Origin of the sequence: Parasphingopyxis marina (assembly GCF_014237875.1) — a bacterium.
GTDB lineage: Bacteria > Pseudomonadota > Alphaproteobacteria > Sphingomonadales > Sphingomonadaceae > Parasphingopyxis > Parasphingopyxis marina.
Genome location: NZ_JACJVJ010000001.1, coordinates 893,043 through 916,309 on the forward strand (window position 1 = coordinate 893,043; position 23,267 = coordinate 916,309).

The 23,267-nt window shown below is 63.0% G+C and carries 24 protein-coding genes; 13 read left to right on the forward strand and 11 right to left on the reverse strand.

Annotated elements, in window-relative coordinates; translation table 11 throughout:
* Positions 1 to 49: 49 nt before the first annotated feature.
* From H6P80_RS04370 to H6P80_RS04380, 3 genes are all read left to right on the forward strand, one after another.
* Positions 50 to 1,093, forward strand: coding sequence for a methyltransferase domain-containing protein (locus H6P80_RS04370; protein ID WP_185800099.1), 1,044 nt, complete (start codon positions 50 to 52; stop codon positions 1,091 to 1,093).
* A gap of 1 nt (position 1,094) precedes the next feature.
* A complete protein-coding gene (locus H6P80_RS04375; protein ID WP_235973708.1) occupies positions 1,095 to 2,180 on the forward strand; it encodes an SDR family oxidoreductase in 1,086 nt (361 codons plus the stop codon).
* 222 nt (positions 2,181 to 2,402) lie between these two features.
* Positions 2,403 to 3,182, forward strand: a complete 780-nt coding sequence (locus tag H6P80_RS04380; protein ID WP_185800101.1) for an arginyltransferase — start codon at positions 2,403 to 2,405, stop codon at positions 3,180 to 3,182.
* A gap of 15 nt (positions 3,183 to 3,197) precedes the next feature.
* Here H6P80_RS04380 and H6P80_RS04385 read toward each other — a convergent pair whose 3' ends face one another.
* The 6 genes from H6P80_RS04385 to H6P80_RS04410 all read right to left on the reverse strand — a co-directional run bounded on the left by H6P80_RS04385 (position 3,198) and on the right by H6P80_RS04410 (position 9,309).
* Entirely contained in the window at positions 3,198 to 3,917 is a 720-nt protein-coding gene (locus tag H6P80_RS04385) for a peptidase (RefSeq protein WP_235973709.1), read from the reverse strand.
* 151 nt (positions 3,918 to 4,068) lie between these two features.
* Entirely contained in the window at positions 4,069 to 4,893 is an 825-nt protein-coding gene (locus H6P80_RS04390; RefSeq protein WP_185800103.1) for a transglutaminase family protein, read from the reverse strand.
* The gene (locus H6P80_RS04395; protein WP_185800104.1) at positions 4,894 to 5,829 is read right to left on the reverse strand and encodes an alpha-E domain-containing protein; all 936 of its coding nucleotides are present in this window, start codon (positions 5,827 to 5,829) and stop codon (positions 4,894 to 4,896) included.
* The gene (locus H6P80_RS04400; protein WP_185800105.1) at positions 5,829 to 7,283 is read right to left on the reverse strand and encodes a circularly permuted type 2 ATP-grasp protein; all 1,455 of its coding nucleotides are present in this window, start codon (positions 7,281 to 7,283) and stop codon (positions 5,829 to 5,831) included. The genes H6P80_RS04395 and H6P80_RS04400 overlap by 1 nt, the downstream gene beginning before the upstream one ends.
* A 247-nt stretch (positions 7,284 to 7,530) precedes the next feature.
* Positions 7,531 to 8,232, reverse strand: coding sequence for a response regulator transcription factor CtrA (gene ctrA / locus H6P80_RS04405; protein ID WP_185800106.1), 702 nt, complete (start codon positions 8,230 to 8,232; stop codon positions 7,531 to 7,533).
* Between the two features lie 180 nt (positions 8,233 to 8,412).
* Positions 8,413 to 9,309: a LysR family transcriptional regulator gene (locus H6P80_RS04410; protein ID WP_185800107.1), complete on the reverse strand. Its 897-nt coding sequence runs from the start codon at positions 9,307 to 9,309 to the stop codon at positions 8,413 to 8,415.
* Between the two features lie 101 nt (positions 9,310 to 9,410).
* Here H6P80_RS04410 and H6P80_RS04415 point away from each other — a divergent pair, with 101 nt between their 5' ends.
* On the forward strand, positions 9,411 to 10,106 hold the full coding sequence (locus H6P80_RS04415; protein ID WP_185800108.1) for a pirin family protein: 696 nt from the start codon (positions 9,411 to 9,413) through the stop codon (positions 10,104 to 10,106).
* Between the two features lie 93 nt (positions 10,107 to 10,199).
* A complete protein-coding gene (gene wrbA / locus H6P80_RS04420; RefSeq protein WP_185800109.1) occupies positions 10,200 to 10,799 on the forward strand; it encodes an NAD(P)H:quinone oxidoreductase in 600 nt (199 codons plus the stop codon).
* A gap of 15 nt (positions 10,800 to 10,814) precedes the next feature.
* On the opposite strand, the gene H6P80_RS04425 is transcribed toward wrbA, so the two are convergent.
* Positions 10,815 to 12,182, reverse strand: a complete 1,368-nt coding sequence (locus H6P80_RS04425) for an HD-GYP domain-containing protein (protein WP_185800110.1) — start codon at positions 12,180 to 12,182, stop codon at positions 10,815 to 10,817.
* Positions 12,183 to 12,293: 111 nt separating this feature from the next.
* Between H6P80_RS04425 and H6P80_RS04430 the strand changes: the two genes are divergently transcribed.
* From H6P80_RS04430 to H6P80_RS04445, 4 genes are all read left to right on the forward strand, one after another.
* Positions 12,294 to 12,953, forward strand: coding sequence for an RluA family pseudouridine synthase (locus tag H6P80_RS04430; protein ID WP_185800111.1), 660 nt, complete (start codon positions 12,294 to 12,296; stop codon positions 12,951 to 12,953).
* Entirely contained in the window at positions 12,940 to 13,353 is a 414-nt protein-coding gene (gene arfB, locus H6P80_RS04435) for an alternative ribosome rescue aminoacyl-tRNA hydrolase ArfB (protein WP_185800112.1), read from the forward strand. The genes H6P80_RS04430 and arfB overlap by 14 nt, the downstream gene beginning before the upstream one ends.
* Positions 13,354 to 13,375: 22 nt before the next feature.
* Complete coding sequence (locus H6P80_RS04440; RefSeq protein ID WP_185800113.1) at positions 13,376 to 13,864, forward strand: GAF domain-containing protein; 489 nt, start codon at positions 13,376 to 13,378, stop codon at positions 13,862 to 13,864.
* Between the two features lie 146 nt (positions 13,865 to 14,010).
* A complete protein-coding gene (locus tag H6P80_RS04445) occupies positions 14,011 to 15,159 on the forward strand; it encodes an RcnB family protein (RefSeq protein WP_185800114.1) in 1,149 nt (382 codons plus the stop codon).
* Positions 15,160 to 15,233: 74 nt separating this feature from the next.
* Here H6P80_RS04445 and H6P80_RS04450 read toward each other — a convergent pair whose 3' ends face one another.
* Together H6P80_RS04450 and H6P80_RS04455 are read right to left on the reverse strand one after the other, a co-directional pair.
* The gene (locus H6P80_RS04450) at positions 15,234 to 16,565 is read right to left on the reverse strand and encodes a M20/M25/M40 family metallo-hydrolase (RefSeq protein WP_185800115.1); all 1,332 of its coding nucleotides are present in this window, start codon (positions 16,563 to 16,565) and stop codon (positions 15,234 to 15,236) included.
* A 55-nt stretch (positions 16,566 to 16,620) separates the two neighbouring features.
* Entirely contained in the window at positions 16,621 to 17,073 is a 453-nt protein-coding gene (locus tag H6P80_RS04455; protein ID WP_185800116.1) for a universal stress protein, read from the reverse strand.
* 142 nt (positions 17,074 to 17,215) lie between these two features.
* On the opposite strand from H6P80_RS04455, the gene H6P80_RS04460 reads away from it, so the two are divergent.
* The 4 genes from H6P80_RS04460 to H6P80_RS04475 are packed head-to-tail and all read left to right on the forward strand — an operon-like array spanning position 17,216 to position 21,650.
* The gene (locus H6P80_RS04460; RefSeq protein ID WP_185800117.1) at positions 17,216 to 17,635 is read left to right on the forward strand and encodes a hypothetical protein; all 420 of its coding nucleotides are present in this window, start codon (positions 17,216 to 17,218) and stop codon (positions 17,633 to 17,635) included.
* Positions 17,636 to 17,667: 32 nt separating this feature from the next.
* Positions 17,668 to 18,948 carry a pyruvate dehydrogenase complex dihydrolipoamide acetyltransferase gene (locus H6P80_RS04465; protein WP_185800118.1) on the forward strand — a complete coding sequence of 427 codons (1,281 nt, stop codon included), beginning with the start codon at positions 17,668 to 17,670 and terminating at the stop codon, positions 18,946 to 18,948.
* Entirely contained in the window at positions 18,948 to 20,348 is a 1,401-nt protein-coding gene (gene lpdA / locus H6P80_RS04470; RefSeq protein WP_185800119.1) for a dihydrolipoyl dehydrogenase, read from the forward strand. Before H6P80_RS04465 ends, lpdA begins: the two co-directional genes overlap by 1 nt.
* Before the next feature lie 24 nt (positions 20,349 to 20,372).
* Entirely contained in the window at positions 20,373 to 21,650 is a 1,278-nt protein-coding gene (locus H6P80_RS04475; protein ID WP_185800120.1) for a Xaa-Pro dipeptidase, read from the forward strand.
* A gap of 19 nt (positions 21,651 to 21,669) precedes the next feature.
* Here the strand turns inward: H6P80_RS04475 and H6P80_RS04480 are convergent, their stop codons facing one another.
* Positions 21,670 to 22,122: a bactofilin family protein gene (locus H6P80_RS04480; RefSeq protein ID WP_235973710.1), complete on the reverse strand. Its 453-nt coding sequence runs from the start codon at positions 22,120 to 22,122 to the stop codon at positions 21,670 to 21,672.
* The gene (locus H6P80_RS04485) at positions 22,106 to 23,101 is read right to left on the reverse strand and encodes a M23 family metallopeptidase (protein WP_185800122.1); all 996 of its coding nucleotides are present in this window, start codon (positions 23,099 to 23,101) and stop codon (positions 22,106 to 22,108) included. The genes H6P80_RS04480 and H6P80_RS04485 overlap by 17 nt, the downstream gene beginning before the upstream one ends.
* Between the last annotated feature and the right edge of the window lie 166 nt (positions 23,102 to 23,267).

Here is a 23,267-nt window from a genome sequence, read left to right on the forward strand (position 1 = left end):
ACTTCCGTGATTTATGCTTTCGCCTGCCGTACCCAGGGAGATGGGCTGGATGAATATCGAGAATAGCCGGGATTATTACGGGCAGGTGTTGCAGGGCTCGGCCGATCTCAAGACCGATGCCTGCTGCACGCTCGAAGCGCCGGCGCCGGAGATCCTGGCCGCGCTGGCCAATGTCCATCCCGAGGTGAAAGCGCGCTATTATGGCTGCGGCCTGATCGCGCCGGAAGCCGCTAAAGGCATGCGTATCCTCGATCTCGGCAGCGGCTCTGGGCAGGACGCCTATCTGCTGGCGCAGCTTGCCGGCGCGGAGGGCAGCGTCGTCGGCGTCGATACCACGCCCGAGCAACTCGCCGTCGCGCGCGCGCATCTCGATTGGCACGCCGAGCGATTCGGCTACGCCAATGTCGAATTCGTCGAAGGCGATATCGAAAAGCTCGACGCACTGGGCCTCGAGCCCGGCAGCTTCGATCTCATTGTTTCCAACTGCGTCATCAATCTTGTGGGGGACAAGGCCAAGGTCTTCCGCGAAGCGCAAGCGCTGCTGAAGCCCGGCGGCGAATTCTATTTCTCCGACGTCTATTCCGAACGCCGAGTGCCACAAGCGCTGCTCGCCGATCCCGTGTTGCACGGCGAATGCCTGTCGGGCGCGCTCTATTGGGGCGATTTCGACAGGCTGGCCAAGGATGCCGGCTTCCTCGATCCGCGCCTCGTCACCGATCGGCCGCTGGGCATCGGCGATCCCGAAGTTGCCGAAAAGGTCGATGGCATCCGCTTCTTCTCGGCCACCTATCGGCTGTTCAAGCTCGACGGGCTCGAACCGCGCTGCGAGGATTACGGCCAGGCTGTGCGCTACAAGGGCACGGTGACCGGGCACGAACGCGCGCTGACGCTGGACGGCCATCATATCATCGAGAAAGGCCGGATGTTCGCGGTATGCGGCAATACCTGGCGGATGCTCGCCGAGACGCGCTTTGCCGAGCATTTCGAATTTTTCGGCGATTTTTCGACGCATTATGGAATCTTTCCGGGTTGCGGGGAGCTGATGCCGTTCAATGCGGAAACAGGCGACGCGGCGATTTCGGGCTGCTGCTGATTTGACCACGATACTCGTCACCGGTGCCGCCGGGCTGCTCGGCGGCGAGGTTGCGGCCGCGCTTGCCGCGCGCGGTCATGGCGTGATCGGGCTCGTCCGCAAGAACCGGACCGTGCGCCACGGCGACGGCGAGGAAATCGAAACCCGGGACTGGAATGGTAGCGCGCCCGCGCCCGGCGAGGTCGCGCTGGTGACGGGCGATGTCGGCGAGCCGCATCTTGGCCTGGCCGAGCAGGATTGGCGCGAGCTCGCCGCTCAGGCCGAGACGATTCTTCACTGCGCTGCAGTCGTTGCCTTCGATGCCGCACCGGAAATCTATGCCGCGGTGAATGTCGGCGGGACGCGGCACATGCTCGATCTCGCCCGCTTAAGGCCGGGTGGTCCGGCCGGCTTTGTGCATGTCTCGACCGCTTATGTCTGCGGCGAGCGCCAAGGGGAGGTCGCAGAGGATGGCGGAGAAGCGCCCGTGCATTTCGCCAATCCCTACGAGGCCAGCAAGGCCGAGGCGGAGTCGCTCGTCCGGCAGGCGATTGTAGGCGGAATGCCAGCGGCGCTCGCCCGGCCCAGCATCATTGTCGGACGACAATCGGACGGCGCGATCGGAGCGTTTGATTCAATCTATATGGCGTTCCGGCTGCTCGCCGAAGGGCGTATTCGCACGATTCCGGCGGAGCCTGGTGCGACGCTGAACTTCGTTCCGCTCGATCATGTCGTAAAGGGTCTGGTAAGGATTGCAGAGCGGATCGAAGAGGCGAGCGGCAGGGCGTTCCATCTCGTCGCCGGATCGCCGATGCCGGTCGATGACTTCTTCGCGCTGGTCCGATCCTATCCGCAATTTGCCAACCCCGAACTCGTCACACCCGAGCGTTTCGACCTCGATATGCTGTCACCGGCCGAGCGCCGCTTCCACCGCCGCGTGGCCGTGCTCTATTCCAGTTATTTTCAGCGCAATCCGTTGTTTTTAGAAGATAATATAGAAAAATTGCTTGGCCGTTCTGGCCCCGCGGCGAATGGGGAGATGATGCGGCGCCAGATTGACTTTGCCATCCGCGCCGGCTTTCTTCCGGTCGAGTCGGTAACCGCCTGACCGTCGCCTTCTCAACTCGTCGTAGGCCCGCTGCGGACCAATTTGGCACAGCGGCGAACGTTATCCACAGTCAGGGTCAACCGGCTTGGTTAATCTTCACAGGAAATTGCACCGATTTACTAATTTAACCCTTTATTTAGGGTAAACAGCCTTTCCAACACTCTGTCCGCAAGTCATAAAAGCGCCCTCGAACAACGAAAAAGAGCGAGGGTGTCCCCAGACGTGAGTGCGCCATTCCGGTTCCCCAGATTCTTCGTCACGGCGCCGAGCCCGTGCCCCTATTTGCCCGGCAAGACCGAGCGGAAGGTTTTCACCGAGCTGCGCGGTCCGCACGCCGGTGAGCTCAACGAAGCGCTTGGGCGGATCGGCTTCCGAAGGAGCCAGTCTGTTGCCTACCGGCCGAGCTGCCAAGGCTGTCAGGCCTGCGTCTCGGTCCGCGTGATCGCCGAAGAGTTCCGGCCCAACGCCACCCAGCGCAAATTGATGCGCCGGCATCGCGATCTCGACGTCAGTGCGTGCGAAGCCTGGACGACCGAGGAGCAATTTGCGCTGCTGCGCCGCTATCTCTCCGCTCGCCATCCCGATGGCGGCATGCATGACATGGACGAGATGGACTTTGCTGACATGGTCGAACAGACGCCCGTCGATACGTTCATGATCGAATATCGCGAGCCGGCCCAGGACGGAAACCCGGGCAAGCTTGTCGGCGCCTGTCTGACCGACCGGCAGTCGGACGGGCTGTCGATGATCTACAGCTTCTTCGATGCTGGCCATCCCGACCGCGACGGCCTCGGCAATTTCATCATCCTCGACCATATCGTGCACGCGGCCAAGGCGGGTTTGCCCTATGTCTATCTCGGCTATTGGGTCGAGGGCGCGGCGCGGATGCAATATAAGACGCGCTACCGCCCGCTCGAAAAGCTCACGCCGCGCGGCTGGGAGCGGTTCGAGGTAGCGGTGGAACCGCAGATCGAGCAGAAGATTTTCGCCGACGCCGAATAACCGGCTCGCGATCGCCTATTCGGCGGAATCTTTCAGCATGAAAGGCGGCATCGGGATCGCCGCGCGGGCCTCGGCCAACGCCAGCGCCCATTTCGAGGAAAGCATGTTGAAATAGTGATCGGTCTCGTCGATCCGCTGGCTCAGCATCGGCTGTGTTTCGTCGGCCGGTAGCACCACGATATCGAGCGGGCGGCCGACGCTGAGATTCGAACGCATCGTCGAATCGAAGGAAACCAGCCCGGTCTTCACCGCATCGTCGAGCGGCGTATCATATTCGAGCGCGCGGTCGAGGATCGGCTTGCCATATTTGGTCTCGCCGATCTGCATGAACGGACGATCGGGCTGGCAGGCGATGAAATTGCCTTCCTTGTAGATGTGGAAAAGCCGCAAAGGCCGGCCCTTGATCCGGCCGCCGAGCAGCATCGATCCCGAAAAGCTGTATTGCGCGTCGTCGCCGGCGGTCTCCGTAATATCCTCGCGCGCCATGTGCAGTGCCTCGCCGACAAGGCCCGCGACGCGGTGCATGTTCGCCATATCTTTAACGAACCGGGGGCCGTCGCTGTCATCGTCTTCCTCCAGCCCCTCGCGCAATAGCGCGAAGGTGGCCTGGGTGACCGACAGGTTGCCTGCCGTACAGGCGATGATCGTGCGATCTTCACTATGCTCGAGGATATGGAGCTTCTTGTAGGAGGAGATGTTGTCGACACCCGCATTGGTACGGGTGTCGGCAATCATGATGAGCCCCTGTTCGAGCAACATTCCCAAGCAATATGTCATGCGACTCCGATAGCTAATGGCCGGTCCGGCCTCCCGGTTAGCGACGAAATTGTGCACCGCAAAGAGCGCAATTTCGCGAAAGTGTGGATCGCGACGGCGGGAACGACCCTCAGTTCTGCGCCTGATTCTGCGCCTGAGTCACCCGAACGTCGACCGTCAGCGTCTCTTCGCCGCCGCCAAGCCGCTGGCCGGCAACAGGCGCGGCTTCGAGATAGTCCAGGCCGCACGCGACCCGGATATAGGCGTCATCCGGGCTGATCCCGTTGGCCGGATCGAAACCGGTCCAGCCGATCGCCGGTAAATGGGCTTCGGCCCAGGCGTGGCTTGCTTCCTGGATATGCGCGCCGTCGCGGCGATAGAGATGGCCCGAGATATAGCGCGCCGGAATGCCCATCGATCGCGCGGCGGCACAGAAGATATGGGCGTGATCCTGGCAGACGCCCGTGTTGCTGGCAAAGGCGGTCGCGGCATTGCGCTCGACCGCGTCCAATGTCGGCACGTAGCGGATCTCGTTCAATATGCGCGACATCAGCAGGTGCATCCGGCTCAGCGGATCCTTTTCCGAGTTAGCGATGTCCGCGGCGAAGGCGCGGATCGCATCGTCGGCGGCGCTCAGATTCGTCTCTCGCAGGAACACCTCGACCGGCAAGGGTTCCGGCGCATCCTCGACAAGGCCCGAACGGTCGTCGGTCAACACTTCACCCGATACCTTGAGCGCGATCCGGTCTATCGGCCCGGTGATATAGAGCATCGTAATTTCGTTACCATAGCCGTCCCGGCTGGGCCTGAGCCGGGCATCGCAATCGACGTCGATATGCCAGTCGATAACATGCTGGGCGGCGAAATTGACCGGGGTCATCCTTAGCAGCTGCACGAGCCGGCGCTGCGGCTGCGTGAACGCGTAATCGGTGCTGTACTCTACATGGAGGCGCATCTAATCGAACCGGAACTGTCGGGTGATGGCTTGGCTTAGAAGCCGGTTCTCTTTGATAAAGGCCTGAAGATATTCGTGCAATCCGCCCGCCATGATTTCGCGGATGCGGGTCTTGCGCATCCGTTGCTGCAACAGCCGCGCCATCCGATCTGCCTCGCCCTGAAACCCCGTGGCTTTGCCGAGCGCATCAAGTATGCCGACAAGCTCGTCCGCGGTGGCCGCCAGCGAACGCGGCAGCTCGCGGCGCAGGACGAGCATTTCGACGACGCGGCTCGGCGAGAGCCCGTCGCGATAGAGCCAGCGAAAGGCGGTATTGGCGGACGCCGTCTGGAGGATCGTGCTCCATTGATCGCGGTCGATCAGCCCGCCGACCTCTTCGCCCTCGGGCAGGATCAAATGATATTTGACGTCGATCAGGCGCGCCATGTTGTCGGCGCGTTCGATACAGGCGCCCAAACGCAGGAAGAATTGGCTTTCCTGGCGCAGCATCCGGTGGATCGCGCCTTCGAAACCGCGGGTTTCGGCTTTCAGGGCCTCGATCAGGTTGATCGTCGCCTGAGTGCCGCCGACGGCGCTCCGGTCCCGAAGGCCGAGCCATGCGCGGTTGATGCTTTCCCAGCCTTCGCGGGTGAGCGCGGTGCGCACGGCGCGGGAATTCATTCGCGCACTGTACAGGCAATTGCGGACCGAATTGGAATTGTTTTCGGCCAGCATCATGAAGTTGGCGACATTGGTCGGATTTACGGTTTCGCCGGTCGCCGCATAATCATCGGCGGAGGAAGCGACGGCGAGCGCGCTTTCCCAGGCGCCTTCGCCGGCCGGCCGCGCGGAAAGCGAATCCAGCCGGACCGTGGCTTCGACGAGCCGGGCGGTAAATTCGGCGCGCTCCACATAGCGGCCGATCCAGTAGAGATAGGAGGCGGTCCGGGCGAGCATCAGGCTTTGGCCTCGGGCTGCTCGTTATCGGGGCGCAGGACGAAACTGTCCTTGGTACCGCCGCCCTGGCTCGAATTGACGACCAGCGATCCTTCCCGAAGCGCGACGCGGGTGAGGCCGCCCGGGACGGTATGGACCCCGTTGGTGCCGCTCAGGACGAACGGCCTGAAATCGACATGGCGGCCCTTGATGCCCTTGCCGGCGAGCGTCGGAACCGTCGAAAGGGCGAGCGTCGGCTGGGCGATGTAGCCGTGCGGATTGGCTTTTAACGCGGCGCGGAATTCCGCGATCTCTTCCTCGGTCGAGGTCGGGCCGACTAGCATGCCGTACCCGCCCGAACCGTCGACCTTCTTGACGACAAGCTCGGCGAGATGCTCGAGCGTGTATTTAAGGGCGTCGGGTTCGCGGCAGCGCCATGTTTCGACATTGGGCAGCTTGGCCTCGGCGCCCGTATAATATTTCACGATCTCCGGCATGTAGGAGTAGATCGCCTTGTCGTCGGCTATGCCGCCGCCCGGCGCGTTGATCAGCGTTACATTGCCGGCGAAATAGGCCGCGATCAGACCCGGTACGCCGAGCATCGAATCGGGGCGAAAGACGAGCGGATCGAGGAAATCGTCGTCGATCCGCCGATAGATAACATCGACGCGCTTGCGCCCCTCGATCGTTCGCATCCAGACGATATCGTCGTCGACGATCAGGTCCGCCGCTTCTACGAGCTCGATACCGACATTGTCGGCAAGGAAGCTGTGTTCGTAAAAGGCGCTGTTGAAATGACCGGGCGTGAGCAGCACGCAACACGGATTATTCGAGGCGCTGTCCGGGGCGACCGATTGCATCATTTCCCGCAGGGCGTCGGTATAGCTGTCGACCGGCTCGACTTCGAATATCTCGAACAGTTCGGGGCATAGCCGCAGCATCGCCTCGCGATTTTCCAGCATGTAGGAAACGCCGGACGGCGTGCGGGCATTGTCCTCGAGCACCAGGAACTCGTCGGCACTCGTGCGAACCATGTCGATGCCGCAGATATGCGCATACAGGCCGTGCGGCGGCCGATGGCCGTTGACGAGCGGCGTGAAACCCGGATTGCCGAGCACGAGATCGGATGGAACGATGCCGTCCTTGAGGATCTTCCGCGCCCCATACACATCTTCGAGGAAGAGGTTCAGTGCGGTTACGCGTTGCTCCAGTCCTTCGGAGAGCGACTGCCATTCTTCATGGGTAAAGACGCGGGGAATGATGTCGAACGGTATGATCCGCTCGGCTTCTTCATCTTCGCCATAAACGTTGAAGGTGATGCCGAGCTGGCGAAAGGCCGCCTCGGCCTGGGCCTGGCGGCGGCGCAGTTCGGGTTTGGATGTTTCCTTGATCCAGCGCGCGAGGGACTCGAAACCGGGCCGCGGCCGGCGTCCCCGGCTATATCCCCAAATCTCGTCAAAATATTTTTGCGCCATTGTGCACTGCAATAATGCACGAGCACCGGACTTTGTTCAATCTCTTTAACAAGCTGTCTAAAAGCACCGGCTTATCCCGGCCATCCCCGGCTTTGCGGCCGCGCTGAATAGGCAAGGCGAGAGGCGGGGCTAAGCGGTCCCATGGCGCTCCTGCCGACGCTGATCGGACACCGGAAAAGGGCCACAGCATTTCTGCTGCGGCCCTGCCCCTGTTCGGATATGGAAGCGGTGTCCGGGCTGGCCGCCGCTAGGCGACTTGCGCCTGTTCTTCCTCGTCCGGATCGCGCAGCACATAGCCGCGGCCCCAGACCGTTTCGATGTAATTCTCTCCGCCCGAGGCAAGGCTCAGCTTCTTACGGAGCTTGCAGATGAAGACGTCGATGATCTTGAGTTCGGGTTCGTCCATGCCGCCATAAAGGTGGTTGAGGAACATTTCCTTGGTCAGCGTCGTGCCCTTGCGCAGCGAAAGCAGCTCGAGCATCGCATATTCCTTGCCCGTCAGATGGACGCGGTTGCTGTCGACTTCGACGGTCTTGGCATCGAGATTGACGGCGAGCTTGCCGGTTTTGATGACCGACTGCGAATGGCCCTTGGAGCGGCGCACAACGGCATGAATGCGGGCGACCAGCTCTTCGCGGTGGAAAGGTTTGGTAACATAATCGTCGGCGCCGAAGCCGAAGCTGCGAACCTTGGAATCCATCTCGGCAATGCCCGAAAGGATGAGAACCGGCGTCTGGACCTTCGAGAGACGGAGCTTCTTGAGCACGTCATAGCCGTGCATGTCCGGCAGGTTCAGGTCGAGCAATATGATATCGTAATCATAGAGCTTGCCCAGATCGAGGCCTTCCTCGCCCAGATCCGTCGTATAGACGTTGAACCCCTCGGTCGTCAGCATCATCTCGATGCTCTTGGCCGTGGTCGGCTCGTCTTCGATCAGCAACACTCGCATCAGGTCTACCCCTTGCTGTGGGCACCGATAGGGAAAGCAATCCCGTTCGGCTCGGTGCAATTCATTAACCATCGAAGGTATGAACGCAAAAGGTTAAAGGCCAGTTAACTCCACGAGTCGCAAAGCTGTGACATTTGGGACTCACTAATATTTCAGCGAAAATGCCACGGAGCGACGGCGCTAGCCGGTCAGCCGTTGGGCCAGAAACGCGACCAGCGCCTCCACCCTGGCGGGGCGGTGACGGCCCGGCGGGGTGAGAATATGGATACCGCCATTGTCGTCCGACCATTCGGGCAGGATCGAAACCAAAGTGCCGTTGCGCAGATCCTCGTCGACGATGAAGTCGGGCAATCGCGCAATGCCCAGCCCGGCGCGCAGCGAGGGCAGCATTGCATCGCCGCTATTTCCCGATAGCGGCCCGTTTACTTCCACCGACACTTCGTCGCCGGCGATACTCTGGAAATGCCATAGCCGGGGGTTGGGGAGGTTGGTGTAGCTCAAACAGTCGTGTTGCGAGAGCTCGCTGGGATGGCCGGGCGTGCCCCGGCGCTCAAGATAGGAAGGGGCGACGACGATCCAGCCGGTAACGTCGCCGAGCCGCCGGGCGCGCAAGGAGCTGTCGGGCAGGGTGGCAATCCTGATCGCGAGATCGAAGCCGCGCTCTATTATGTCCACGCGTTCGTCGCTGAGATCGAGGTCGATGCGGATTTCGGGATATTCGATCAGGAATTCGGCCAGCAGAGGCGCGACGTGTAGCGCGCCATAGGACATCGGCGCTGCCATGCGGATCGTGCCGCGCGGCTTTTCGGAATCCTCCCGCGCCGCATCCTCCAGCCCTGCGCCGAGATCGAGCAGCTGCTGCGCCCGTCCCATCAGTATTCGCCCGCTTTCGGTCAGCGACAGGCTGCGCGACGTCCGGTGCAGAAGGTTGACTCCCTGCGCGCGTTCCAGCCGGGAAACGGCCTTGGATACGGTCGCCTTGGACATGCCGAGTTCCTCGGCCGTTGCCGTAAACGAGCGCAATTCCGCAACTTTCGCGAAGATCGCCCAGGCTTCGAGATCGGGTAATTGCGACATATTTGGAAACGATCATTTTCCAAAGTTTCTATTTATGAACTCTGACGGCGCACTATCTGGTTGTCAACGGAACTTCCGCCAACCTTATCGGGAGACAGAGAATGATCGAGAAACGACCCTTTTATCAGATCGGCCATGCCCATCACGGCTGGCTGGATGCGCACCATCACTTTTCGTTCGGCAACTATTACGATCCCGAGCGCATGGGCTGGGGCCCGATCCGGGTGTGGAACGACGACAGTATCGAGGCAGGTGCCGGTTTTCCGCCGCACCCGCATCGCGACATGGAGATCATCACTTATGTTCGCACCGGCGCGATCACTCATGAAGATTCCATGGGCAATCGCGGCCGCACCGAGGCGGGCGACGTCCAGGTGATGAGCGCGGGCTCCGGCGTCCGGCACAGCGAATATAATCTCGAGGACGAGACGACGACGCTGTTCCAGATCTGGATCGAGACCGCCAAACCCGGGGCCGAGCCGCGCTGGGGCGCGAAACCCTTTCCCAAGGGCGATCGCTCGGGACGGTTCGTGACATTGGCAAGCGGCTTTGCCGATGACGATGCGCTCGAAATCCTCACTCCGGCGCGCGTCATGGGCGCGACGCTGAAAGCGGGTGAGGCGATCGACTATGCTGTGGCCGGGGGAAATCACGCCTATCTGGTGCCGGCCACCGGCAAGATCATCGCCAACGATGTCGAGATCGATGCGCGTGACGGCGCTGCGATTTCCGGCGGCACGAGCCTGCATCTGGAGGCGCTCGAGGACAGCGAACTCGTTCTCGTCGACGCCGCCTGACCCCTCCGCCGTCCCGGCCCCCCGGCCGGGGCGGCGGTTCCTTTCACTGCTCTCACCACCGACAACGCAACACCGACATGACAGGAGATTTCCATGACCAAGATCCTCGTTCTCTACTATTCGAGCTACGGCCATATCGAAGCGATGGCAGAGGCCGTTGCTGAAGGCGCGCGCGAAGCCGGCGCGGAAGTCGATATCAAGCGCGTCCCCGAAACCGTCCCCGAAGAGACGGCGCGCGCAAACGGCTTCAAGCTGGATCAGGACGCGCCGGTTGCCGAAATCGGCGATCTTGCCAATTATGACGGCATTGCCATCGGTGCAGGCACGCGCTTCGGCCGCGTCTCATCGCAAATGGCGAGTTTTCTCGATCAGGGCGGCGGGCTGTGGTTCACCAATGCGCTGGTCGGCAAGGTCGGCGGCGCATTTACGGCCACCGCCAGCCAGCATGGCGGGCAGGAAACCACGCTCTTTTCGCTGATTACCAACATGCTGCATTTCGGGATGACCATTGTCGGCCTCGATTACGGCTTTGGCGATCAGAACGGCGTCGACGAGGTCAAGGGCGGATCGCCCTATGGCGCGACAACCATCGCCAACAATGACGGCAGCCGCATGCCCAGCGAGACCGAACTCGCCGGCGCCCGCTATCAGGGCCGCCGGATCGCCGAAACGGCCGCAAAGCTCACGGCCTGATGCCGTATTGGGCCGCTATTGCTCCGTGATGGCTTCGAGCGCTTCGAAGCAGCGCGGATCGATGGCGGCCCCGACTTCTTCCTTGATTATCGTCAGCGCCTTTTCGCGCGGCATCGCCCCACGATAGGGGCGGTCTGCCACCAGCGCGTCGTAGAAATCGCACACCGAGATGATCCGCGTGTCCATGCTGATCGTCACCGCGTCGAGGCCCAGCGGATAGCCTGTCCCGTCGAGCCTTTCGTGATGGGCGCCCGCGATCGCAGCCATATCCTCGAAGATCGAAATCCGGCCGAGAATCTCCGTAGTGTGCCGGGCATGATCTCGCATGATCGCCCATTCCTCCTCGTCCAGCTTTCCGGGCTTGTCGAGGATGAGGTTGGAAACGCCCAGCTTGCCGATATCGTGCAGGATGGCGGCGCGGCGTAGGGTGCGAGAGCGGTCGTCGGCATAGCCGAGATGCGCACAGATGCCGTCGACATAGTCGCCGACGCGGTTGCTATGACCGCTCGTATAGGGGCTCTTCGCGTCGATGACCTGGCCGAAGGCGCTCGCGATATCGTCGAGATAGTCTTCATCGACGAGGGTCACCTGCTGCGCGGGTTCGAGCGCGAAAATCTGCTGCTCGATGTCCGGCGCGGCGAGATCGGTCCAGAAATCGTCCTTTCCGGCGATCGCCAGGAAGGCCGTGCACAATTCGGGATCGAACCAGCTGCCCGTCCGCGCCTTCACCTCGTCGCAGGCGGCTTCGCGGCCATTGGCCTTCCAGAATATATCGACGATCTGCGCAAGCAGCGCGACCCGGGAAAAGAGCGGAATCGCATCGCCAGCGACGCCGTTCGGCTTGCCCGATCCATCCCAATGTTCGTCGAGACCGGCGATGCCGTCGGCGACATTGTCCGAAAAACGCAGCTGCCGTGCAATGTCCGCACCGCGCATGCAGCGGGTCTCGACCAGCGAGCGGGCGATTTCGGGGCCGTTCTTGAGGATATTGGCGATCGCACCGACCCTGCGGGTGAAGGGGGCATCGGTGCCGGTGCGCGTGAAGACGAATTTCAGCACATTGCCGAGATTGCCGTCGACGAATTTGTAATCATGCTTGAAGCGGTGATCGTCGGCCAGATAGAGTTCGCAGATCCGGGCTGCGTTGCTGCTGCAGCCGAGATCCTTCATCAGCAGCGTATAATAGAGCTCCCAAAGGTCGTTTTCGGGAAGGCCGAGGGCCTGGCCGATTCGGGTGCCGATCCAGCAGCTGCGCACGCAATGCCCCTCGGGCTGCCCTTCGGTCAGATCGAGCGCATAGCTGAACGCGCTCAGAATCTCGGCGAGGGAAACCAGCCGCTCGGAATCCTGCGGGAACGCGTCGGAGAATCTGCCGTGCAGCATGTTGCCACCTCCAGATGCCCGGCCTAGCCGCGATGTCGTTAGGGAATTGTTACCAATTGGGCGAAGCCTCTCGGCTATGCAGGGCCCGGTCGTCTCCGCTAAGCCGCCGCCATGCTGATCGACACCATCCTTTTTATCGACGGCGAGGCGATCGTCATCGACAAGCCCGCCGGTCTGCCCGTTACCCGGCCCAAGCGTGGCGGCGAGTGCGTCGAGGCGCGGCTGCGCGAGCTTAAGCAGGGCTTTGCGCGGTCCCCGATGATCGTCCACCGGCTGGATCAGGATACGAGCGGGTGCCTGTTGCTGGCGCGCAATCCGAAGGCGCTGAAGCGGTTCAATGCAACCTTCGCCGAAGGCGGCGCGCGCAAGACCTATTGGGCGGTTGTCGATGGTGTGCCGGCGGCAGAAGAGGGCATGATCGACCTGCCGCTTGCCAAGCGCTCGACGCGGGAGCGCGGCTGGTGGATGGAAGGCGATCCGAAAGGCAAATCCGCGCGCACGGCTTGGCGGGTGCTCGCCCGGAAAGAGGGATCCGCATTGATCGAGTTCAACCCGGAAACCGGGCGTACCCACCAATTGCGCGTCCATGCACGGGAAGGCCTCGGCATGCCCATCATGGGCGATCCGGTATATGGAACGGCTGACGGGCCGATGCTGCTCCATGCCCGCGCGCTCGTGGTGCCACGCCCCGGCAAACGGCCGGTTGAAGCCAGCGCACCCTTGCCCGGACGCTTCGGATCATGGGATCTTGCCGACGATGCCGCGTCCTGACCATCCCTCCATTCCGCCCGACGCGGTCGAGGAACGTCATCTCGCGGGGACCGGCCCGGGCGGGCAGAATGTCAACAAGGTCGCAACGGCGATCCAGCTGCGGGTCGATGTGTCGGCGCTGGACCTTGCGCCATCCGTCTATCGCCGTCTCAAGGAGCTTGCGGGCAGCCGGATGACGGCGGACGGGGCGCTCGTCCTCACGGCGCGCAGCCACCGGACGCAGGAGGCCAATCGGCGCGAAGCGCTGGCGCGGGTTGGCGCGTTGCTGGACAAAGCCCGCCAGCGTCCAGCCTACCGCATCAAGACCAAGCCGAGCCGGTCCGCCAAGGCCAAGCGGGTGGACAAGAAGAAGGCGCGTAGCCAGATCAAGCAGGCGCGCGGGAAACCGCGGCTGGACTAGGCCCTTCGACCAGGAACGCCCGATGCACGAAATCGCCATTACCACAACGCAGGACAAGCCGGCGCTCTATGCCGATCTCCTTTCGGCACTCGACGGGCTGACGGCGGACGAACCCGATGCCATCGCCAATATGGCGAATGCAGCGGCGCTGCTTTGGGAATATCTGCCGGATATCAATTGGGCCGGCTTCTACCGGCTGGTCGGCGAGGAATTGGTGCTGGGGCCGTTCCAGGGGAAGGTCGCCTGTATCCGGATCGCGATAGGCGCCGGCGTATGCGGCACGGCAGCGGCGACGCGCGAGACGCAGTGCATCGCGGATGTCGATGCCTTTCCCGGTCACATCCCCTGCGATGCCGCCTCGGCCTCGGAACTGGTTGTGCCAATCGTCGCCGACAACCGGCTGATCGGCGTTCTCGATATCGACAGTCCGTCGAAAGCGCGTTTCGATGGCGAGGATGTCAGAGGCTGTGAAGCGTTGGTGGATCTGCTTGCGTCGCGGCTGACGGGCTAGCCACCCCAGCAAAAGCATTGCTTCAAATCGGGACAGAAACCTCCCGAAAGCCGCGTGGCGTGGCCCTTCCGAAACTGTTAAGAAAAGGTAAATGGTGGTGCCGGGCGCGTTCGCCGGCCAGGCAGTTCAGGCAGGAAGGGCAAGACATGCGGACCTTAGTATTTCTCGGCATTTTGGCGGTTTCCGCAGCATTGCCTGCGGCGGGCCAGGCGCAATCCGAATCGGGTGGATCGAGCGCCGGCGTGGCGACGGCGACCCAGGCGATGCGCGGCGCCGGTGGTGGTTGGCAGGGTGGCGGAAGCCGGCAGGGCGGCGGCAACTGGGGCGCGCGCGGCGGCGGTAATTGGCATGGCGGCGGTAGCTGGGGCACGCGCGGCGGTGGCAATTGGAGCGGCGGCCATGGCGGTTCGACCTATGTCTGGCGTGGTGGTGGCGGATATCGGGGCGGCTATAGCCGGGGCCATCGGTTCTTCGTCGGCGGGTACATGCCGACCTATTTTCTCGCGCCGCGCTATTATGTGGTGAACTATCCCTATTATGGCCTCGCCCAGCCGGCCTATGGCTATCGCTGGGTTCGCTATTATGACGACGCCTATATGGTCGATGGGCGCGGATATATCGTCGATTACCGCACCGGCGTTCCCTATCAGGGGGGGTATCGGGGCGATCGCCAATATGACGACCGTTATTATGACGATCGCCGCGACGAGCGCGATTATCGGGACCGCCGCGGCGGTGACGGTGCCGCCGCCGGGGCCGTGATCGGCGGCCTTGTTGGCGGCGTGGCGGGTAATCGCATTGCGGGGAGCGGCCACCGCACCGAAGGCACGATCATAGGCGCGGGTATCGGCGCGATCACCGGCGCGGCCATCGGCACCGCATCGGAGCGCAGTCGCTATCGCGATGACGGCTATCGGGGAGGGCATCATCGCGGCCCTGTCCCCGAATATGTCGGCGAGGGCGATTACTATCCGCAGATGGAATATGGCACGACCTACGACTATGAATATCGCGACGAGCGCGCCGCGCCGCCGCCGGCTTATTATGCGCCGCCGCCCGTCCAGACCCATGTCCAGGTCGGCGGGGCGGCATCGCACGCCGTCAGCTATGCCGGCGGCGGGCAGAGCGCGACGACGACGATCGTGGTCAATCCGGCACCGGCCGTGACGACAACCACCACCTTTATCGAGGAAGAAGTCGAATATGTCGCGCCGCGCCGCCGCGCGCGGAGGCCCGCGCGCCGCACCGCGCCGCAGCCGACATGCCGCGTCGTTTGCCCGTGCGTCTGCAACTAGCCTAGGGGCAGGGGGAGAAAAGGGCGGCCGGAGCGCGTCTCCGCCGCCCTTTTTGATTCACGGTGAGAAAACCGTCAGTAACGCCTCGGCCCACCGCCAAAGGTAACGATGCTCTCCGCGCCGTTTTCCGAAATCGTCGAGACGCCGAAAAAATGATCGTCGACCACGACATTTTCCAGCGTCAGTGCGGTTGCGCCGATCACGTCCTGGCTATGTTCCCATTCCAGCCGGTCGTTGCGCCGCCAATGCACGCGGTAGCGCGCCGCGCTTTCCACCGCTTCCCATGTGATAGTGGTGTCAGGCGAAACCGCGCCGGCGATGACCACCGATGAGGGCGGTGGCGGCGCGTTGGCAAGTTCGCGCGCAGCAGCGATATTGAGCGCGGTTACCCGGGCGAGATAGGGAAAGTCCATATAGTCGGCCGTGTCGCCGTAGAAGACGCCGTCCTCGGTTCGCAGATCCTGATGCTGGTGCGCATAATTCTCCGCGCCCACGGTAAAGCGCACGGCGGGGAAACCCGCGGCGAGCATCGGGATATGGTCGCCACCGCGGCTGAACCGGTCAGGACGTCCGACCTTGAACACTTCGAGCCCGATCTGCGGGTTTTCTTCGCCGACCCGCTCGATCAGCCGTGCGAGCGCCCGCGACGGGCCGTCCATCTCGCCGCCGTTTCCGCGCCGGGCGATCTGCGCGTCCATCTCTTCCGACGAGCGGATGCCTTCCGAAAAGACGCGCACCCTGCCGTCGACGATCTCGCCGGAGCTACCGAGCGTGTTGCCGACGATATCGTTGTTGAGCACCGCGGCGACGTCCCAGCCCTGTTCCTGCGCATGCCGCGCGAGCAGCTGGCCGCCCCACAGCCCCTGTTCCTCGCCCGAAAGCAGCGCGAAGACGATCGTCGCGCCATGCTCTTCGCCGCTCAGCACGCGCGCCGCCTCGATGACGAGCGCGGTGCCCGATCCGTCGTCATTGGCGCCGGGTGCGTCGCTCGTGGAATCCATCGGATCGGAAACGCGGCTGTCGATATGGCCCTGGATGATGATGACGCGGTCGGGATGGGTCGTGCCGCGCTGGATGGCGAGCACGTCCTCGACGACGACGCCATCGGGCGCGCGATCGCCGGTGAAGGTGTCGGATATCCGCCGGACTTCGATACATCCGCCGCACTGCATGGAATAGGTCTGGAACTGGTCAGCACCCCAGTTGCGCGCAGCGCCGATCCCGCGCGTCGGGTGGTCGGCACTCGACAGGGTGTGCCGCGTGCCGAAGGAAACAAGCCGCTCGACCAGCGCGCGCATTCGCTCCGGCGAGGTGGCGTCGGCGGGGCTGGCATCCGTTTGCGCCGATGCCGGCGCGGAGAGCGCAATTGAGAGCGCGGCGGCGGAGAGAAGGAGGTGCTTTGTCATAAGCTGCAGGCTGACGCTTTCCGGGAGCCAAGGCAAGGGTGCCCGAGCGCCTATTTTACCCCAGCTTCTCCAGCTCTTCGAAGCTGAGATTGCCGGGTACGATAATGACGGGGCAGGGCAGGTCTCCGGCGATGCTCGTGAAATGTGTGACGAGCGGACCAGGCGATCCGCCCGCCGCTGCACCGAGCATGATGCCGGCGATATTCTCGCTTTCCTCGACCGCCTCGCGAACCATCTTGACCGGATCGCCGCGTTTCACCGTGATCTTGGGCTGGACGCCGGTCACTTCGACCAGTTCTCCCGCCGCCTGAGCGACGGCGGCTTCGGCGCGCAGCTGCGCCTCTTCCTCGAACGTCGCTTCGACGGCGGCCCAGTTCACGAATTCCTGCGGCGGAATCAGCGCGACGATCTCGACCGTGCGACCCAGCCTGATCGCGCGCACGGCTGCATAGTGAAGCGCGGTTTTCGCTTCCGCTGTCTCGTCGATGACGACCAGATAGGTCCGCATCTTTCGCCCCCTTGCAAACCGGATGCTCAATCGCCCGAAGACTGCGACAATATCGGTTCGCTGGCAAGCAAAGGGCGTCGGCCGGGCTGTTCGCAAAGCCGGTTGGGCGCTATGTTGGGACGCTGAACCAAGAGGAACAGGCGTGAACAAGGCGATATTCTGGGGGGTTACGATGTTGGCGCTGCTGCTCAACGGCTTCGGCGTCTACGATCTCTACATGACGATCATGCACGATCCTGCCTATCTGCAGCATGTTCCGGCGGAAATGATCGCGATGATCGACGCTTTTCCCGAATGGCGCCGGCTGCTCTGGATCGTCGGCATATTCATGGCCGCGATCGCGGCCGTGCTGATGCTGCTGCGCATGGCGATGGCCGAGCGCGTCTTCTGGGCGACCGCCGCCTTCATGGGAATCGGGTTTCTCGGCTATGATCTGCCGTTCGGAAACGGGCTGGAAGGCTATGGCACTGCCGGTGTTATATTTTCTTTCGTGCTTATCGGCATTCAGGCCGCCTTCGCCCTTTACGCACGCCGGGCGGCGCGGCATGGAATGCTGCGCTAAACGCCGCGCTTGAGGGAGCCAGGGATAAAGACATGCCCATCGAATTGAAGATGCCCGCGCTTTCGCCGACCATGGAGGAAGGCACGCTTGCCACATGGTTGGTGAAGGAGGGCGACGAGATTTCGTCCGGCGATATCATGGCCGAGATCGAAACCGACAAGGCGACGATGGAATTCGAAGCGGTCGATGAGGGTATTCTTGCCAAGATTTTGGTGCCCGAAGGGACCGACGAGGTCGCGGTCGGCACGGTGATCGCGCTGATCGCCGAAGAAGGCGAAGACCCGGCGAGCATCGAGGCGCCGTCGGGCGATACGAAACCGGCTCCTGCGCCCGCGAAGCAAGAGGCCAAGGAAGAGGAGGACGACGCTGCTGCTCCGGCGCCCGCTCCTGCTGCACCGACTCCCGCACCGGCAGCGCCGGTTGCCGATGGCGACCGGATCAAGGCGAGCCCGTTGGCAAGGCGCCTGGCCGAAGCCAGAGGCGTCGATCTGGCCAGCCTGTCTGGCAGCGGACCCAAGGGGCGGATCGTCAAGGCGGATATCGAGGCGGCGGATGGCGGCGCGCCTGCGAAAAGCTCCACCGCTGCGCCGATGGCTCAATCCGCGCCGGTCGATCTGGGCGATATCCCGCACGAGACCGAAAAGCTCTCGAACATGCGCAAGACGATCGCGCGCCGGCTGACCGAGGCGAAGCAGACGGTTCCGCATATCTATCTCACCGTCGATATCCGGCTCGATGCGCTGCTGAAGCTGCGCAGCGAGCTCAACGCCTCGCTGGAGCCGCGCGGCATCAAACTGTCGGTCAACGATCTCCTCATCAAGGCGCTGGCGCTCTCGCTGATGCAGGTGCCCAAGTGCAATGTGTCCTTCGCGGGCGACCAGCTGATCAGCTATAGCCGCGCCGATATCTCGGTGGCGGTCAGCATCCCGGGTGGCCTGATCACGCCGATCGTCGCCGGCGCGGACCAGAAGACGGTCTCGGCGATTTCGACCGAGATGAAGGAACTCGCGGAGCGCGCCAAGGACGGGAAGCTCCAGCCGCACGAATATCAGGGCGGGACGGCCAGCATCTCGAACATGGGCATGTTCGGCATCAAGGCGTTCGACGCGGTGATCAACCCGCCTCAGGGCATGATCATGGCGATCGGCGCGGGCGAGAAGCGCCCCTATGTGATCGACGACAGCTTGCAGATCGCGACAATCATGTCCGCCACCGGCAGCTTCGATCACCGCGCCATCGACGGCGCCGACGGCGCGCAGCTGATGCAGGCGTTCAAACAGCTCGTCGAAAACCCGCTGGGGATGCTCGCATAATGGCTGACCAATACGATCTTATCATTCTGGGCTCCGGCCCCGGCGGTTATGTCGCGGCGATCCGGGCTTCGCAGCTCGGGCTCAAGGTAGCGATCGTCGAGCGGGAACTGCTGGGCGGCATCTGCCTCAACTGGGGCTGCATCCCGACCAAGGCGCTGCTGCGGACGAGCGAGATCTATCACTATATGACGCACGCGGAATCCTACGGGCTTTCGGCGGAGAAACCCGGTTTCGATCTGAAGAAGATCGTCGAGCGGTCGCGCGGCGTGGCTAAGCAGCTCAACATGGGCGTCACGGGCCTCATGAAGAAGAACAAGGTCGACGTGCATCTTGGCACAGGCACGATCACGGCCAAGGGCAAGATGAGCGTCGAGGATGCCGAGGGGAAGAAGACCGAGCTTTCCCCAAAAAACATCATGGTCGCGACGGGCGCCCGCGCTCGCGACCTGCCCTTCGCCAAGGCCGATGGCAAGCGCATCTGGACTTACCGCCACGCGATGGTGCCGCAAGAGGTGCCGACGAAACTGCTCGTCATCGGATCGGGCGCGATCGGCATCGAATTCGCCAGCTTCTATTCGGATCTCGGCGCGGAGGTGACGGTCGTCGAGATGCTGCCGCGCATCCTGCCCGTCGAAGACGAGGCGATTTCCAAGCATATGGAAAAGACGCTGAAGAAGCAGGGCATGACGATAATGACCGGCGCGGGCGTCGAGAAGCTGGAAGCCGGCGCCAAGGGCGTGAAGGCCGCGATCAAGGATGCCAAGGGCAAGGTCAGCGAAACCGAATTCAGCCACGCCATCGTCGCCATCGGCATCGTGCCTAATACCGAAGGTGTGGGGCTCGATGCGCTGGGCGTGAAGACCGCCAAGAATGGCCATATCGAGGTGGACGGCTATGGCCGGACCAATGTCGAGGGAATCCTCGCCATCGGGGACGTCACCGGCCCGCCCTGGCTTGCGCACAAGGCCAGCCATGAAGGCGTGGTCGCGGTCGAGAAGCTGGCGGGCGGGAATCCGCATCCCTTCGAGACATGGAACATTCCGGGCTGCACCTATTCGCGCCCGCAGGTGGCGAGCGTCGGCTTTACCGAAGCCAAGGCCAAAGAGGCCGGGCACAAGGTGAAGGTCGGTAACTTCCCCTTTATCGGCAACGGCAAGGCGATTGCGCTCGGCGAGGCCGAGGGATTTATCAAGACGGTGTTCGATGCGGAGACCGGCGAGCTATTGGGTGCGCATATGGTCGGCGCCGAGGTCACCGAGTTGATCCAGGGCTATGCGGTCGCGCGGCAGCTGGAAACGACCGAGGCCGAGCTGATGGAAACTGTCTTCCCGCATCCCACCCTGTCGGAGATGATGCACGAAAGCGTCCTCGACGCATATGATCGTGTGCTGCATATCTAGGCGGCAACACACAGGGGCACACATATGTTGAGATTGATCGCCGCGCTGGCGTTGCTGATGGCGCCCGTTGCCGCGGCCGCCGAAACGCTCGTCGTCACCGCCGACCGGATGATCGATGTGTTGAACGGCCGCACGGTCGCCAATCCGGTGGTCGTCGTCACCGACGGCCGGATCGTGTCCGTATCGAGCGGCGAGATGCCGGGCGATTTGCCCGAGGATGCGGAGACTCTCGCGCTGCCCGGCATGACGATCCTGCCCGGCCTGATCGACATGCATGTCCATCTCGATGGCAGCGCCCTGATCGGCGGCTATCGCGGGCTGCAATATACCGATGCCTTCTGGACGACCCTGGGTGTGCCCAATGCCGCGGCGATCCTCGAATCGGGTTTCACGACCGTACGCAATGTCGGCAGCGACAATTATGCCGATGTCGCGCTTCAGCAGGGAATCGATGACGGCTTCTATCCGGGTCCGCGCATCGTGCCGGCGACCTATGCCTTCGGCGCGACCGGGGGGCATTGCGATTCCAACGGCTTTCCGCCCTCCTGGGTGCCCCGCGACGGGGAACGCGGCGTCGACGGCGTCGAGGCCGTGCGCCGCCAGGTTCGCGAGAATCATCGCCGGGGCGCCGAGGTCATCAAGATCTGCGCGACCGGCGGCGTCTTTTCGCGCAACACCGATGTCGGTGCGCAGCAGATGACCGACGACGAGATTCGTACTGCGGTGGAAGAGGCCCACATGCTCGGCATGCGCATCGCCGCCCATGCGCATGGCAATGCCGGCATTCGCGCCGCGATCCGCAACGGCGTCGATACCGTCGAACATGCAAGCTTTCTCGACGACGAAACGATCCGCATGGCGATCCGCGCCGGCACCTGGCTGTCGATGGATATCTACAACACCGAATATACGCTCGCCGAGGGCGAGGAAAATGGCGTGCCGGAGGAAAATCTCGCCAAGGAACGCCAGGTCGGCACCGTCCAGCGCGAAAGCTTCCGCCGTTCCGTCGAACTCGGCGCGCGCCACGTTTTCGGTTCGGATGCAGGCGTTTACCCGCACGGGCTCGGCGGGCGGCAGTTTGCGCGTATGGTGCGTTTTGGGATGACACCGATGCAGGCGATCCAGGCGGCGACGACCAACGCGGCGCAGGCGCTCGACCGGGTCGACGATGTCGGGGCGATCGCGGTTGGCCGCTATGGCGACATTATCGCGGTGGACGGCGATCCGCTGGCCGACATCTCGGCGCTCGAGGATGTCGATCTTGTCATCAAGGGTGGCGCTGTCGTCAGCGACCGGCGCTGATCATCGGCCGCGGCGATCGCTAGATAGCGGTCGAAACCTTTGCGGGCTCTTGCGACGGGCTGCCGGGGACTTTCGACTGCTGGTCGACCAGCTTCAGCGAGGGATCCTGCGGATCCTCCTTCTTCAGCGTGCCCGAGCTCTTGTGCCGGAAGCTGCCTTCGACATGGCCGCCCGGTGAAATGCTGAGCTTTTCGTAAGTCACATCGCCGACGACCTTGGCGGATGCCTCCACGATCAGTTCCTTCGCGGTGATCGAGCCTTCGACATTGCCGGAAATCCGGGCCTGTTCGGCGCTGATCCCGCCCTTGATCATGCTGTTGGAGCCCTGAACGAGCGTTGCGCAGCGGATATCGCCTTCGACGCGGCCGTCGACATGGAGATCGACGGTGGCGTCGATGTCTCCCGATACGGTGACGTCCGCACCGATGACCGAGAAGGTGGAGCTGTTGGCCGAGCTAGAGGGTATCGCCATTTCTTCGCTCGGCGCCGGATTGGATTTCGAGAACATCGCGATCTGCCTCCAGTAGGGGCCGCGGGTTTACCGCGCGGCCGTTGATACGGACTTCATAGTGAAGATGCGTGGAAGTGGAGCGGCCCGTGCTGCCCATCCTTCCGATACGATCCCCCCGATCGACTTCTTGCCCCACCGTTACGTCGATGCCCGAAAGATGGGCGTAGCGGGTCACGACGCCCGCGCCATGATCGACTTCGATCGCGCGGCCATAACCGCCCTTCCAGCCAGCGAAGATGACCCGGCCCGGCCCGGTGGCGAGAATGCCCTGGCCGCGCGTACCGCGGAAATCGATGCCCGTATGCATGGCCCGTCCGCGGGTGAACGGATCGCGGCGCAGCCCGAACGGGCTCGACATCGAACCGTAGCTGGTCGGCTGGGCGGACGGGATCGCGCGCAGCGACACTTCCATGACGGAAAGCTGGTTGAGCGCGATTTCGAGGTCGGCGATTTCGCTATCGATGCCGCCCGGAACCGTGGCGGTATGGACCGGCCGGAGCGGGCCGCCCATGGCCTGGCTGGCGAGCATCAGCGGATCAAGGCCGAATTCGCGAATTGCATCGGCCGTTTCCAGGGTCCGTGCTTCAACGGCGTTGCGCAGCCTGCGAGCAAAGGCGATCTGCCGGCGTTCCAGCCGCTCGAGCTCTGCCGATTCCGGAAGGGCACTACGTTCGGCGTCGGATACGGCGGTTTCCCCGCTCTCGGCGACGGCATCCTCATCTATCTCCAGATCCCCGAAATGGCTGCTCACCAGTTCGTCGAGCACGGCCTGGCGGCGTTCGACCCGGGCGACATGCTCGTCGACCGATCCGCGATAGGCGGCCACGCGCGCTTCGGTTTCGTTGACATGCTGCTCGCGCTGATCGAGTGCGATTCGATCACTCGCGCCCTTCACCTGCAGGCCGATCATGACCAGCGTAAAGGCCAACCAAGCGCCCAACGCGAGCGCCGCGACCGACACCACGCGAACCTGCAACTTGCTGGAAATTCGGAAAAAACGAAGCTTGCCGCCGGAGCGGATATGGAGCTCATGGTCAGGGAATAGGCCCTTGAACCGAGACCATAGGCTCGGGCCAGCTTTGTTATTTTGCGACACTTGCAACCCT

What these genes read in the sequence shown, in the direction of transcription:
- lpdA (WP_185800119.1), top strand. Translation starts at nt 18,948, where the DNA reads ATGGCTGACCAATACGATCTTATCATTCTGGGCTCCGGCCCCGGCGGT.
- ctrA (WP_185800106.1), bottom strand. Translation starts at nt 8,232, where the DNA reads ATGCGAGTGTTGCTGATCGAAGACGAGCCGACCACGGCCAAGAGCATC.
- H6P80_RS04415 (WP_185800108.1), top strand. Translation starts at nt 9,411, where the DNA reads ATGATCGAGAAACGACCCTTTTATCAGATCGGCCATGCCCATCACGGC.
- H6P80_RS04445 (WP_185800114.1), top strand. Translation starts at nt 14,011, where the DNA reads ATGCGGACCTTAGTATTTCTCGGCATTTTGGCGGTTTCCGCAGCATTG.
- H6P80_RS04395 (WP_185800104.1), bottom strand. Translation starts at nt 5,829, where the DNA reads ATGCTCGCCCGGACCGCCTCCTATCTCTACTGGATCGGCCGCTATGTG.
- H6P80_RS04425 (WP_185800110.1), bottom strand. Translation starts at nt 12,182, where the DNA reads ATGCTGCACGGCAGATTCTCCGACGCGTTCCCGCAGGATTCCGAGCGG.
- arfB (WP_185800112.1), top strand. Translation starts at nt 12,940, where the DNA reads ATGCCGCGTCCTGACCATCCCTCCATTCCGCCCGACGCGGTCGAGGAA.
- wrbA (WP_185800109.1), top strand. Translation starts at nt 10,200, where the DNA reads ATGACCAAGATCCTCGTTCTCTACTATTCGAGCTACGGCCATATCGAA.
- H6P80_RS04440 (WP_185800113.1), top strand. Translation starts at nt 13,376, where the DNA reads ATGCACGAAATCGCCATTACCACAACGCAGGACAAGCCGGCGCTCTAT.
- H6P80_RS04465 (WP_185800118.1), top strand. Translation starts at nt 17,668, where the DNA reads ATGCCCATCGAATTGAAGATGCCCGCGCTTTCGCCGACCATGGAGGAA.
- H6P80_RS04475 (WP_185800120.1), top strand. Translation starts at nt 20,373, where the DNA reads ATGTTGAGATTGATCGCCGCGCTGGCGTTGCTGATGGCGCCCGTTGCC.
- H6P80_RS04385 (WP_235973709.1), bottom strand. Translation starts at nt 3,917, where the DNA reads ATGATTGCCGACACCCGTACCAATGCGGGTGTCGACAACATCTCCTCC.
- H6P80_RS04455 (WP_185800116.1), bottom strand. Translation starts at nt 17,073, where the DNA reads ATGCGGACCTATCTGGTCGTCATCGACGAGACAGCGGAAGCGAAAACC.
- H6P80_RS04480 (WP_235973710.1), bottom strand. Translation starts at nt 22,122, where the DNA reads ATGGCGATACCCTCTAGCTCGGCCAACAGCTCCACCTTCTCGGTCATC.
- H6P80_RS04450 (WP_185800115.1), bottom strand. Translation starts at nt 16,565, where the DNA reads ATGACAAAGCACCTCCTTCTCTCCGCCGCCGCGCTCTCAATTGCGCTC.
- H6P80_RS04370 (WP_185800099.1), top strand. Translation starts at nt 50, where the DNA reads ATGAATATCGAGAATAGCCGGGATTATTACGGGCAGGTGTTGCAGGGC.
- H6P80_RS04400 (WP_185800105.1), bottom strand. Translation starts at nt 7,283, where the DNA reads ATGGCGCAAAAATATTTTGACGAGATTTGGGGATATAGCCGGGGACGC.
- H6P80_RS04430 (WP_185800111.1), top strand. Translation starts at nt 12,294, where the DNA reads ATGCTGATCGACACCATCCTTTTTATCGACGGCGAGGCGATCGTCATC.
- H6P80_RS04410 (WP_185800107.1), bottom strand. Translation starts at nt 9,309, where the DNA reads ATGTCGCAATTACCCGATCTCGAAGCCTGGGCGATCTTCGCGAAAGTT.
- H6P80_RS04390 (WP_185800103.1), bottom strand. Translation starts at nt 4,893, where the DNA reads ATGCGCCTCCATGTAGAGTACAGCACCGATTACGCGTTCACGCAGCCG.